Source organism: Corallococcus aberystwythensis, assembly GCF_003612165.1.
In the GTDB taxonomy this organism is placed as follows: Bacteria; Myxococcota; Myxococcia; order Myxococcales; family Myxococcaceae; genus Corallococcus; species Corallococcus aberystwythensis.
In genome coordinates this window covers 1-12,417 of record NZ_RAWK01000283.1, presented here as the reverse complement: position 1 = coordinate 12,417, position 12,417 = coordinate 1, and the positions used below count along the sequence as shown (strand labels likewise).

9 protein-coding genes and 1 pseudogene are annotated in these 12,417 nt (G+C 71.4%); 4 read left to right on the top strand and 6 right to left on the bottom strand.

The genetic code is table 11. From position 1 onward, the window contains the following. The 5 genes and pseudogenes from D7W81_RS34085 to D7W81_RS34060 form a co-directional block, all read right to left on the bottom strand. A pseudogene (locus tag D7W81_RS34085) lies at positions 1-386 on the bottom strand (hypothetical protein); the annotation flags it as partial. After that, positions 383-2,317 (bottom strand): serine/threonine-protein kinase, encoded by a 1,935-nt coding sequence (locus D7W81_RS34080; RefSeq protein WP_120559571.1) that lies wholly within the window; start codon positions 2,315-2,317, stop codon positions 383-385. The pseudogene D7W81_RS34085 and the gene D7W81_RS34080, both read right to left, overlap by 4 nt. Before the next feature lie 599 nt (positions 2,318-2,916). Continuing rightward, complete coding sequence (locus D7W81_RS34070; protein WP_120559569.1) at positions 2,917-4,641, bottom strand: sigma 54-interacting transcriptional regulator; 1,725 nt, start codon at positions 4,639-4,641, stop codon at positions 2,917-2,919. Positions 4,642-4,663: 22 nt separating this feature from the next. Next, the gene (locus D7W81_RS34065) at positions 4,664-5,362 is read right to left on the bottom strand and encodes a carbonic anhydrase (RefSeq protein WP_208721574.1); all 699 of its coding nucleotides are present in this window, start codon (positions 5,360-5,362) and stop codon (positions 4,664-4,666) included. Next, positions 5,359-6,573: an NAD(P)/FAD-dependent oxidoreductase gene (locus tag D7W81_RS34060; protein ID WP_120559567.1), complete on the bottom strand. Its 1,215-nt coding sequence runs from the start codon at positions 6,571-6,573 to the stop codon at positions 5,359-5,361. The genes D7W81_RS34065 and D7W81_RS34060 overlap by 4 nt, the downstream gene beginning before the upstream one ends. A 151-nt stretch (positions 6,574-6,724) precedes the next feature. Between D7W81_RS34060 and D7W81_RS34055 the strand changes: the two genes are divergently transcribed. Next, positions 6,725-7,426: an MBL fold metallo-hydrolase gene (locus D7W81_RS34055; protein ID WP_120559566.1), complete on the top strand. Its 702-nt coding sequence runs from the start codon at positions 6,725-6,727 to the stop codon at positions 7,424-7,426. 2 nt (positions 7,427-7,428) lie between these two features. Here the strand turns inward: D7W81_RS34055 and D7W81_RS34050 are convergent, their stop codons facing one another. Next, positions 7,429-7,980, bottom strand: a complete 552-nt coding sequence (locus tag D7W81_RS34050; protein WP_120559565.1) for a glutathione peroxidase — start codon at positions 7,978-7,980, stop codon at positions 7,429-7,431. 158 nt (positions 7,981-8,138) lie between these two features. Between D7W81_RS34050 and D7W81_RS34045 the strand changes: the two genes are divergently transcribed. The 3 genes from D7W81_RS34045 (at position 8,139) to D7W81_RS34035 (ending at position 12,232) form a co-directional block, all read left to right on the top strand. Then, a complete protein-coding gene (locus tag D7W81_RS34045; RefSeq protein WP_120559564.1) occupies positions 8,139-10,256 on the top strand; it encodes a two-component system sensor histidine kinase NtrB in 2,118 nt (705 codons plus the stop codon). Beyond that, a complete protein-coding gene (locus D7W81_RS34040; RefSeq protein WP_120559563.1) occupies positions 10,246-11,619 on the top strand; it encodes a sigma-54-dependent transcriptional regulator in 1,374 nt (457 codons plus the stop codon). The genes D7W81_RS34045 and D7W81_RS34040 overlap by 11 nt, the downstream gene beginning before the upstream one ends. Positions 11,620-11,707: 88 nt before the next feature. Beyond that, the gene (locus D7W81_RS34035; RefSeq protein WP_120559572.1) at positions 11,708-12,232 is read left to right on the top strand and encodes an OmpA family protein; all 525 of its coding nucleotides are present in this window, start codon (positions 11,708-11,710) and stop codon (positions 12,230-12,232) included. The last annotated feature ends 185 nt before the right edge of the window (positions 12,233-12,417 follow it).

The window sequence follows — 12,417 nt, the reverse complement described above, 5'->3', positions numbered from 1 at the left end:
GCGCTGGAGGGCCGGGGCAGGAGCACGGGCGGACGGCGCTGGGCGGCGCGGCGGGCGATGCGGTCTTGCCGCTGGACGCTCACCCGCTCGACGAAGGCGATGAAGTCCGGCGGGTACACCAGGGGGTCCAGCTTCGCGTCGCGGTCCAGCGCGAGCCCCTCCACGGTCTCCTGCTCCGCGCGGGCCAGGTCCTCCTGGGCGTGGAGCGTCGCGGCGAGCAGCAGGTGTGCCTCGGACTCCTCCCGGGGGTCGGAGAGCCGCAAGGGCTGGAGCAGGCCCTCCAGCGCGGTCCGGGCCCTGGGCAGGTCGCCGGACTGGTAGGCCTCGCGGGCGGGGCCCAGCGAGGGGGACGCCGCGAGCACCAGGGCCACGATGGCGGTCTTCAAGGCGAGGCCTCCAGCACGACCGTGGCGCGCGTCCCCGCCACCGCGTCGAGCGCTTGCCTGAGCACGTTGCCACGGGCGTCCCGGGCGGACACGAGATGCCCGCCGTGCGTGAGCTTCACGGGGTTGGGCAGCGGGGCCACGCCCACCTCCAGGCCGTCAACGAAGACGCGCGACGCCGCGGGCGCGACGATGGTGACCTCCGCGTGGCGCACCCGGAGGGAGACCTCACGGGAGACGGTTTCGCCTGCGGCCACTTCGAGCACCTGCTCGACGGGTTCGCACAGGGGGTTGTCGAAGCGGATCCGGTGCGCTCCAGGCGCCAGCCGCACCTCGCGCAGCCGAGGCGTGTAGCCCCGGCTCTGGCCGTCCACGAACACCTCGGCCCAGGGGCGCGTCACCACCGTGAGCGTCGCGAAGTCCTGGGCGTCCGGCACGCGCACGGGCAGCTCCGGCGTGCTGGGCTCCGGGACCATTTGCGGCTGCGAAGCAGTCCGGGATGCAGGGGCCAGCGAAGCCGAAGCCGCCCGAGACAGCTTGCTCCGCGTGTCAGGGCGAGCGTCCCGAGCCGGAGTGCCGGCCGCTGCCTGGGTCCCCGAACGGGTGTCAGGAGGAGGAGGCACCGAGGCATCCGCCGTTGTACCAAGGCCCGCGGTTGCCAGGGGAGCGGCGGAAGCATCCACCGCCGCGTTGGTATCCGCGGCGGTCGTGGAAGGCACGGAGGCCGGCACCGTTGCATCCAATCCTGTACTGGGAGGCGAAGCTGGGACCGGGGACGCTGTCGAGGTTCCGGCGCCCCCCGCGCGCTCACGCGAAAGCCATCCCCACGTTCCCAGACTCCCCAGCGCTCCCGCGAGCACCACACCCGCCACGAGCCCCCTCCTCCGCCCAGGCCACACGCGCGTGGGGCGCGAGCGCAGGAGCGCCAGCACCTCGGGAGCCCCGGGCTGGAGCGCCAGCGCGGCGTTGAGGCACCGGGCGGCCTGGGCTCCCTGTCCCGCCGTGAGCAGCGCGCGGCCTTCGCCCAGCAGCCGCTGGAACCCGTCCTCGCGCCAGCGGGCCGCGGAAGCCTCCGGGGCCTGGAGGAAGGCCCGCGATGCTTCAGAGGGAGCACCGACCCACGGCCGCAGGATCGCCTCCAGCTCCTGGACCAGCGCCGAGCCATCCGCGGGCCGGTCACGCGCATCGCGGGCAAGGCACCGTGCGACCAGCGCGCCCAGCGGCGCCGGAGTGCCCGGAGCCGCCTCCAGCAACGGTGGCGCATCACGCGTCATCACCGAGACCGCCAGCCGGGCACTGCCCTCCCCGGCGTGTGGCGTCGTGCCCGCGCACAGCTCGAACAGCACGACGCCCACGGCGTAGACATCCGACGCCGGAGACCACGCCCCGGTGTCGATGCGCTCGGGAGCCATGTACGCCAGCGAGCCGATGACGGCGCCGGTGCTCGTCAGCCGGGCCCCATCCGCCAGCGCGGCGATGCCGAAGTCCGCGAGCTTCAGCGGCCCCCCGCGCGCCACGAGCACGTTCTCCGGCTTGACGTCCCGGTGCACCACGCCGCGCGCATGCGCCGCTTCCAGCCCGCGGGCCAGCTCCCAGCCCAGGAGCGCGACGGCTTCGGGCGGCACGGGGGCCAGGCGCCGCGCCAACTCGCGCAGGTTCTCGCCCTGCACCCACTCACAGACGAGGAACGGACCGCGCACGGCGTCCTCGCCAAAGTCATGCACCGCCAGCACGTTGGGGTGCTGGAGCGAGGCCACCACCTCCGCCTCCTGGCGGAAGCGCTCGGTGAAGCGGGCCTCCATGCCCGGGTGCAGCACCTTCACCGCCACGCGGCGGGACAGCCGGAGGTCGCGGGCGAGGAAGACCGTCGCCATCCCACCCCGCCCCAACTCCTGCTCCAACTGGTAGCGGCCGGCCAGCAGTTCGCCCGTCATCGCGCGCGCAGTCTAGGAAGCGCGATCCGCGCGAGCAAACCCCAGGGCTCCGTCACTGCTGGCACACGCGAAGGGTGGATCCGGGGATCAGGACACACACCCCGGGCCGGGCATCGGGGCACTCCGCATCCGACCGGCAGGGTTGGTGGCACTTCTTCCCACCTACCGAGTCGGCGCAGAAGCCGCAGCGGGTGCACTCCATCGAGGACGCGCAAAACCTCCCCAGGGTCTCGGGAGTCAGGCCCTCGCACGTCTCGACGCACAGGAACTCCGGTCCCGGCGAGCACTGGTAGCCCAGGGGACAGTCCTGCACGGAACAGCGCCGCGCGCAGCGTCCGTCCTCGCAGCGCGCGATTCCGAAGCAACTGATGTTGTTTGAACAGGGCTCGGTGAGGCGTGGGCCGGGCTCGCACTCCTCGTAGAAGTCGTTGCAGCGCTGTCCCGCTGGACACTCCCGGTCGGCGGCACACGGGAGCGCGCAGGAGTCCCCAGAACAACCCGCGTCCAGTTCCTCGCGGACCTGGATGTCGAGCGGGCACCCCGGGCCCACGAGCAGGCCCCCAAGCACGACGAGCAACGGGAACACGCAGCGCATGCGCTCAGTCCTCTTCCCCCAGGTAGCGGAACACGGAGCGCAGGCCAATGCCCAGGGCCCGGGCCGCTTCCTTTTTACTGCCCCCACTGCGGGCAATGGCCTCGCGCACATAGCGCAGCACGAAGGCATCCCGCGCCTCATCCAGTGGCACCAGCGGCGCCGTGTCCGCGGCCAGGTCCAGGTCCTCGACGCCAATGAGCTCCCCTGAAGCCAGGATGGCCGCGCGCCGCACCCGGGACACGAGCTCGCGGACGTTGCCCGGGAAGGGATGACCGCGCAGGGCCTCCGCCGCCTTCTGCGTGAAGCCCCGCGCGCGAGCCCCCTCCTGCTTCAGGACGTGGTGCGCGATGAGCAGCACGTCCTCACCGCGCTCGCGCAGCGCGGGCACCTCCAGGCGCACCTCGTCCAACCGGAAGAGGAGGTCCTCGCGGAAGGCGCCCCGGGCGACCAGTTCCTTCAGGGGCTGGTGCGTGGCGGCGATGACGCGCATGTCGACCTTGCGGGGACGGTGTTCGCCCAGGCGTGTCACCTCATGCTCCTGGACGACGCGCAGCAGGCGGGACTGGAGCGACACCGGCATGTCTCCAATCTCATCCAGGAACAGCGTGCCCCCGTCCGCGGCCTCCACCAGGCCCGCGCGGTCGGAGGTCGCGCCGGAGAACGCTCCGCGCACGTGGCCGAACAGCTCGCGCTCGATGAGGGACTCCGGAAGCGCCGCGCAGTTGATGGCCACCAGCCGTCCCCGCCGGCCACTCCGCCGGTGGAGCGCGCGGGCCACCTCCTCCTTGCCCGTGCCCGTCTCTCCCTGGATGAGGACGTGAAGGGACGTAGGCCCCAGCCGCTCCACCTGCCGGTAGAGGTTCCGCATGACAGGAGACTCACCGATGAGCCCTTCGAACGTGGCCGCGGCGATGCGCTGCGTGAGGCTGTCCACCTGGACGCGCAGCTCGGTCAGCTCTCGCGACGTCGCCAGCAGCAGCGCCGCGAGCGACGACAGCGCCATGGCCTCCTCCAGCTCACGAGGAGAGAACGGAGGGCTGCCCAATCGCCGTCCCAGGTACACGGCGCACAGCGGCGCGGAGGCCGCGCGAAGCGGAAGCACGAGCGCGGAGGTCAGCCGCAGGGCCAGGACGCTGGGGGCCCCCGCGAGCGCCGCCTCCGCAGCGACGTCAGGCACCAGCACCGGAGCCCCCGAGCCCACGACCTGATCCACCAGACTGTCCACCACCATCGAGGCCGGCACGGAGCCGGTGGCGCCCAGCACCTGCCGCCGGTCCCCGTCCACCGACACCAGGAAGCCCACGTCCGCGGAGGTGACGTCCGCGATGCCTCGCAGCGCGGCCTCCAGCAGCTCCGACGCGGGGCGCTGCACGAGCAGCCGCGAAGCGAAGTCCGTCAGCACGCCCAGCAGGCGTGAAGGCGTCGCGGAAGGCGCCAACCCGGCCGGGGCCTCGGAAGCCGTCAGCGTGAGCGAGGCCTTGCCCAGGCTGAAGGAAGCCCCCGGCTCCAGGGGCGACAGCTCCACCCGCTTGCCGCGAACCCGCACGTCGCAATCCGGACCGGCGGCGGACACCGTCCACCCGCGCGCGTCGCGAAACAGCAGGGCATGGCTGCCCTTCACGCCGGGCGCGGAGAGGACGACGTCGCACGCGGGCTCGGAGCCCACGGACACCACCGGCTTCTCCAGCGCGAAGGAACGTCCGTCCGGAAGGGTCAGGAAGAAGCGCATGCGGCCGGGGAGTCCAGGTCGCTCACTCCTTCGTGAGGTCGTAGACCTCCTGGATGTTGTGGAGCGTCTGGACGAAGTCCAGCTTCAGGTCCTGGATGATGCCGTTGCGCAGGTCGAACACCCACGAATGCACGATGGGGAAGCCTCGCGCCAGGTAGGACTTCTGCACGGCGGCCGTCTTGATGATGTTGATGCTCTGCTCCAGGACGTTGAGCTCCACCAACCGCTCGTAGCGCTTCGTCTCATCCGCGATGCCGGCCAGCTCCTGCTTGTGGAAGCGGTACACGTCGCGGATGTTGCGCAGCCAGGGGTTGAGGATGCCCAGGTCCTTGGGCTGCATCGCCGCGCGCACGCCGCCGCAGCCATAGTGGCCGCAGACGATGATGTGCTTCACGTCCAGTTGCTGGACGGCGTAGTTGATGACCGACATCACGTTGAGGTCGACGTTGTTCACCAGGTTGGCGACGTTGCGGTGCACGAACACGTCACCGGGCGCCAGGCCCATGATCTGGTTGGCGGGCACGCGGCTGTCCGAACACCCGATGTAGAGGAAGTCCGGCTGCTGCGACAGCGACAGCTTGGTGAAGTAGTCCGGATCCGCGCGGCGTTGCTCCTCCGCCCAGCGCTGGTTGTTCTCGAAGATCTTGTCGTAGGCAGTCACGACCGGGACGCTCGCACGAGCGGGCCCCTCCGTCGAGCCGTCACTTTCTTCAGTGTTCACGCGCGCCCACGGAGCATCCAGTCCCAGTACAGGTGCGGCAGCCCGTACTTCTTGAGCAGCCACAGGTCGCGGCGCTCCACCAGGGTGTTGATGAACGGAAGGCTCGGGGCGGGCTTGCCCTCGTAGTCGAACTCCGCGAGCAGCATCCGCCCGTACCCCGTCACCAGCGGACAGGACGCATAGCCGTCGTACCGGGCCGTGGGCTCGCGCCCCTCCATCACGGCCACCAGGTTCTCCACGAGCACCGGCGCCTCCGCCCGGACGGCCGCCCCGGTGCGGGACGTGGGCAGGTCGCTCGCGTCGCCAATGGCGAAGACGTTCGGATGGTGGGGGTGCTGAAGCGTGTGTTTGTGCGCCTTGACCCAACCCGCGTTCGGGCCGTCCTGGTGGGCCAGCGCGCTACGCTTGATGAAGTCCGGCGCGCTCTGCGGAGGCGTGACGTGCAGCAGGTCGTATCCCAGCGTCACCTGCTCCCGGCGTCCGTCGCGCGTCACCGAGAAGACGGCCTCACGGGTGCCCGCGCGGACCTCCACCAGGTCGTGGCCGAAGTGCGTCTCGATGCCATAGCGGTCCACGACGCCCTCCAGCACCCGCGCGAAGGGCTGCACCGCGAAGAGGGTCCGGGCCCCCGAACCGAAGACGACGCGCGACTTCCCGGTGAGCCCGCCCCGGCGCAGGTGATCCGCCACCAGGTACATGATCTTCTGCGGCGCCCCCGCGCACTTCACGGGCGTGGCCGGGTGCGTGAAGAGGGCCGTGCCGCCCTGGAACGCCTGCACCATCTCCCACGTCTTCGGCGCGAGCCGGAAGTCGTAGTTGCTGGACACGAAGGGCGTCTCCAGCGCCTCGCGCAGGCCCAGCACCCGGTCCCAGTCCAGCTGGATGCCGGGAGCGACCACCAGGAAGTCATAAGCCAGGCACTCCCCACCGCGCGTGAGCACCTGCTGCCCGACGGGATCCACCTCCTCCGCCCGGTCCTGGATCCACCGCGTCCCCTTCGGGATGTAGTCCGCCTGCGGCCGCACGGAAGCCGCGATGTCCGCAGCGCCAGCGCCCACCAGCGTCCACAGCGGTTGGTAGTAGTGCACCGCGGAGGGCTCCAGGACGGCGACGCCCTGCACGCCCTTGCGCTTCAGCCGCGCCGCGACCGTGAGGCCCGCGGTGCCGCCGCCGATGATCAGCACCCGATGGTGCTGCGTGGGAGCAGGCATGCCGACCTCCGTGGTGAGCGCGGCGAGACTGCGTGCCGGTGGGCCCCATGACAACTGCGCTCCAAGGCGACCCGGCGTTGACCCGAGGACATCCCTTCCTTGGGCCTGCCTTCCGGAGGAAACTTCACGGGCCCGAACCGGAGGCTTCGACATGCTCTTCCGCCAGCTCTTTGATTCCGAGTCCTCGACCTACACGTACCTCGTGGGTGACGAGGCCACGCGCCAGGCGGTGCTCATCGACCCGGTGCTGGAGCAGGTGGACCGCGACCTGCGGCTGATGGAGGAGCTGGGGCTGGTCCTCTCCCACGTCTTCGACACGCACGTGCACGCGGACCACGTCACCGCGTCCGGCGTGCTGCGGGAGCGCACGGGCTGTCAGGTGGTGGCCGGAGCAGGCGGGGCCGAGTGCGCCGACCTCCAGGTGCGGCACGGCGACACCGTGCACGTCGGGCCATGTGCCTTCCAGGTGCTCGCCACGCCGGGCCACACGGACGACAGCGTGAGCTACCTGCTGGGGGACCGCGTCTTCACCGGAGATGCCCTGATGGTGCGGGGCAACGGCCGCACCGACTTCCAGAACGGGAGCGCGAGCCAGCTCTACGACTCCATCACCCGCGTCCTCTTCCAGCTCCCGGACGCGACGCTCGTCTATCCCGCGCACGACTACCACGGGCACACGTCGACGAGCATCGGCGAGGAGAAGCGGCACAACCCGCGGCTCGCGGGCAGGAGCCGCGAGGAGTTCATCGACGTGATGAACAACCTCCAGCTGCCCCGTCCCAGGAAGATCGACATCGCCGTCCCCGCCAACCGCGCGGGTGGACGGCTACCGCCTCCCGTCCCGGAGACCTGACGTCAGACGCCCTTCGCCAGCTCCGCGTCAATGGCCTGCAGGAGCCGCGGATCCTCCGCCGTCACGTCCGGAGCGAAGCGGGCCGCGACGCGGCCATCCCGGCCGATGAGGAACTTCTCGAAGTTCCACTGCACCTCCGGCTGGGGGTTGGCCTCGATGCCGTAGCCCTTGAGGCTCGCGCGCATGGAGCCCTCACCCGTGGCCTCCGGGATGGCGCTCGTGAGCGCGTGGTAGAGCGGGTGCTTGTCCTGCCCCACCACGGAGATCTTCGCGTACAGCGGGAAGGTCACGTCGTACTTCAGGGTGCAGAACTGCTGGATCTCCGCCTCGGAGCCCGGCTCCTGCCCCAGGAAGTTGTTCGCGGGGAAGCCCAGCACCTCCAGGCCCTGGGCCTGCCGGCTCGCGTAGAGCTTCTGCAAGCCTTCGTACTGGGGCGTCAGGCCGCACTTGGAGGCCACGTTCACCACCAGCAGGACCTTGCCCTGGTGCTGACCGAGCGTCCGGGGGGCTCCATCAATGCCGGTGAGGGGGATGTCGTAGAGGTTCTGGCTCATGTTCGGGCTCTGGCTCCGTTCAAGGGGGCGGCCACTATCGCGGCAAAGTGCCATCCCCGGTGTGGTGATTTGCGGCGGTGATGGAGGAGTGGGAGGCGCGGTCCCCAGGAGGGAACGGCTGGCCCGGGCCTTGCGTTGTCCAGGCTCCTTCCCCACCCATGAACCGGCTCCTCGCTCCCCTCGTCCTCCTGCTCGTCGCCCTGGCCAGCGTGGCGGGGGGAGCCGTGTGGTTCATCCAGCGCGACCGGCAGGCGCTCGTGGAACAGTTCGGCCGTGACCGGCAGGCCCAACTGGATGAGGCCGCCAGCGGCGTCGCCCGTTCGCTCGAGGACCTGGGGGACAACCTGCGCTTCGCGAGCGAACTGCTCGCCCAGCCCGGATCCGCCGGAGACCATCACAACGAACTGCGCGCGCTCCTGGAGGCCGTGGGGCAGTACCGGGCCATCGCGGTGCTGGGCCCGGACGGCGAGGAGCGCCTCTTCCTGGTGGACCACAAGTCGCGCCACCTGCCGAGGGAGGCCGTCCATCCTCCGGCGCTCGCGGACACCGCGCGGCAGGCGCTCACGGCCCCGGCGGGGCATGTCATCCCGTCGTACGCCATCGCAGGCGCCGCGTCCTCCGGGTGGATGCGTGTCTTCGCCACCCGCATCGACTCCGACGCTCCCGGGGGCGGAGGCGCCGTCGCCATCCTCGTGGACACCGAGCCTCTCTTCGCGCCGCTGCGCATGGTGACGGTGGATGAGAACACGCGGTTGCTCCTGCTGGGCGCCCACGGCACGCCCGCGCCCATGAGCGATCCCGCCCTGGCGTCCTGGCACGGCCGCCTGGGCGAACCCGCGGGCACGCTCGTGCCGGGGCTGCGCGCGATGGTGGATCGGATGCGCGCGGGCGCGTCCGGGACGCTGCGGCTCAACGAGGTGGAGGCGCAGCGCCTGGGGATGGGTCCCGCGGACGCGGTGGCCACGTTCCGGCCCCTGCGCATGCGCGGCGAGGCGTCCTGGTCCGTGGCGACGCTCTCCTCCACCAGCGCCCTGCGCTCCCACGAGCGCACGCTGGTCCTGCGCCTGTCGCTGGCGGCGCTCCTCGTCGCGGTGGTCCTGGTGGCGTTCGGGGCCTACGTGGTGCTCGCCAACCGCCGGGCCGTGGCGCTCCGGGAGAGCCTGCGCCACGCCGCGAGGTTCGCGCACCTGCATGAGAAGACGCAGAAGATCCTCGACCACATCCCCACGGGCATCCTGGCGCTGAGCCATGAAGGCCGCATCAGCGGGGTGAACCAGGCCCTGCGCGCGCGCCTCCCCGCCACCGCCGTGGGCAGCACGCTCCCGGAGGCCTTCCCCACCGCGTCCGCGGCGGCGGTGCAGCGGCTGGGCGCCCTGGTGCTGTCCGCGCGGGACAAGGGCGCCGTGCGCAGCCTGCACGGTGAACCGCTCAGCCTCTTCAACGAGAAGGACCAGTTCAACGTCCACGCCGTCCCGCTGGAGCACGGCGACGGCGAGGTGAGCACGCTGCTGGTGCTGGAGGACCTGAGCAACGTGCGCATGCTGGAGGACCAGCTGTTGCGAGCGGAGAAGCTGGCCACGGTGGGCGTGCTCGCCGCGGGCGTGGCCCATGAAATCGGCACGCCGCTGGGCATCATCCGGGGCCACGCCGAGTACATGCTCCAGAAGGTCGGAGGCGTGGAGCACCCGCAGGGCCGCGGCCTCAACGCCATCGTCACGCAGATAGACCGGGTGAGCCGCATCATCCGCCAGCTGCTGGACCTCTCGCGCCTTCAGCCCGCCCGGGCCGGCGTCGTTCCCCTCGCGCCCGTCGTGCGGGGCCTCCAGGAGCTGCTCGACGTGGAGGCCGAGCGCCGGCACGTCCACTTCGAACTGGACGTGCCCGAGCAGCTGCCCAGCCTCGCGGCGGACGCGGATCAGCTCCAGCAGGTGCTCCTCAACCTCGCCCTCAACGCGTGTGACGCCTGCACCGCTGGAGGCCACGTGCGGCTGAGCGCCTCGGCGTGCATGGCGGGAGACACCCAGGCCGTGGAGATCCGCGTCCAGGACGACGGCCGGGGTATCGCGCCCGAGCACCTGCACCAGGTGTTCGACCCCTTCTTCACCACCAAGAAGCGGGGCCAGGGCACGGGCCTGGGACTGAGCGTGGTGGCGCAGATCGTCCGCAATCACGGTGGACAGGTGGAGGTCGACAGCGAGCCCGGCCGGGGCACCGTCGTCACGCTGCGGTGGCCCGTGGCCGCCGCCCCCGGCTGGGAGGAACGACATGCCGTCTAGCGCGCGCATCCTCGTGGTGGATGACCACGAGGAGATGGGACAGATGTTGAAGGAGCCCCTCACGGACGCGGGCTACCGCGTGGACCTCTCCACGGGCGGCGCGGACGCCATCCACCAGCTCAAGGCCCGCGTCTACGACGTCGTGCTGTGCGACCTGCGCATGGAGGAGGTGGACGGACTGGACGTGCTCGCGGCGGCGCGCCGGCACGACCCGGAGCTGCCCGTGCTCCTGATGACCGCGTTCGGCGCGGTGGAGAGCGCCGTGGAGGCGATGAAGCGCGGCGCCTGGCACTACCTCACCAAGCCCTTCCGGCTGGACGAGGTGCTGCTCCACGTCGGCCGCGCGCTGGAGGCCCGGCGCCTGAGGGCCGAGCACCGCGACCTCAAGCGGCAGGTGGCCCAGCGAAGCGGCCTGGGCGCGCTGTTGGGCCACAGCGGGCCCATGCGGACGCTCTATGAGCTCATCGACCGCGTGGCGTCCTCGGACGCGCCGGTGCTCATCCGGGGCGAGAGCGGCAGCGGCAAGGAGCTGGTCGCCAGGGCGCTGCACTCCGAAGGGCCCCGAAGCCAGGCGCCCTTCGTGGCGGTCAACTGCACCGCCCTGCCCCACGCCCTGCTGGAGAGCGAGCTGTTCGGCCACATCAAGGGCGCCTTCAGCGGCGCCACCACCACGCGCCGGGGCCTCTTCGTGGAGGCGGACGGGGGCACGCTCTTCCTCGACGAAATCGGGGACATGCCCCCGGAGCTCCAGGCGAAGCTCTTGCGCGTCCTCCAGGACGGCGAGGTGCGGGCGGTGGGCGCGGACGGCTCGCGCCGGGTGGACGTGCGCATCCTGGCCGCCACGCATCAGGACCTGGACGCGCGGGTGAAGGAAGGCCGCTTCCGGGCGGACCTCTTCTACCGGCTCAACGTCGTCTCGCTCCGCGTGCCGCCACTGCGCGAGCGCATGGAGGACATCCCGAAGCTCGCCGAGCACTTCGTGGCGCAGGCCCGCGCCCGCAATCCGCGCTCCCCCGTCACCACCCTGGCCCCCGAGGCCGTGGCCACGCTCACGCGCATGCCCTGGCCCGGCAACGTGCGCGAGCTGGAGAACCTGGTGGAACGGCTGGTCGTCCTGGGCGCGCAGCCCACGGTGGACCTGGCCCAGCTGAAGCTGCACACCCCGGACGCCGCGCCGGAGGTCCACCCCTTGGCCGCGGCCCACGGGCAGGTGGTGCCGCTGCGACAGCTGGAGGGTGAATACATCGCGTGGGTGGTTGCCCGCTGTGGAGGCAACAAGACGCGGGCGGCGGAGCTGTTGGGGATTGATGTCTCCACCATCCACCGCAGGGAGCGGACCGACAGCGGCGTTTCGCAACGCTAGGACGACGCGCTTTGCCAGTCATTGCGCCGCACCCCACGCGGCGCCAGACGGGAGGACAGCGGCACAGCCCTTGCTCATGTATCAGGGCATGAACCGAGCCCCCCTGTTCCTCCTGATGTCAGTCATTGGCCTCACCGGTTGCGCCAGGCGCGCGGCCAACACGAGCACGGCCGACGCGGCAACCCATCCGCCGGCCCCGTCCGTCAATGATGGCAGCCATGCGGAGCAGCCCGCGCATGACGACGCGGAGCAGGCGCTCGCGGCGCTCAACGCCACGCCCATCTACTTCCCGCTCGACTCCTCCCTCCTCCCGCCCGAGTCCACCGACGAGCTGGCGCGCATTGCCCAGGCCCTGCGTCAGCGGAGCCTCGCGAAGGTGACGGTGGCGGGCCACACCTGCGAGCTGGGCACGACCGAATACAACGTCGCGCTGGGCCAGCGCCGGGCCGCCAGCGTGCGCGCCTATCTCGTGAACCTGGGCATCGAGCCCGGGCGCATCTCCGTCATCTCGTACGGAGAAGAGCGGCCCGCGGACGCGAGCGCCCCGGAGAAGAACCGCCGGGCGGAGTTCTCCTTCCGTCTGGCAGACCAGGCCCGCGCCGGCGAGCTGTAAGCCCTTTCCCTCCTCCACAGCGTCCTCACTCTCATGACCCCCAGCGATAACGCCCCCCGTCCGCCGTCCCCTGTTCGTTCCATGCGCTGGCCCCTGGGCATCGCCGCCGGGGTGGTCCTCCTGGCCGGAGCAGGCCTCTTCCTCCTGCGCACGCCAGAGCCGCCCCCCGCCCCGCCGCCGGAGGT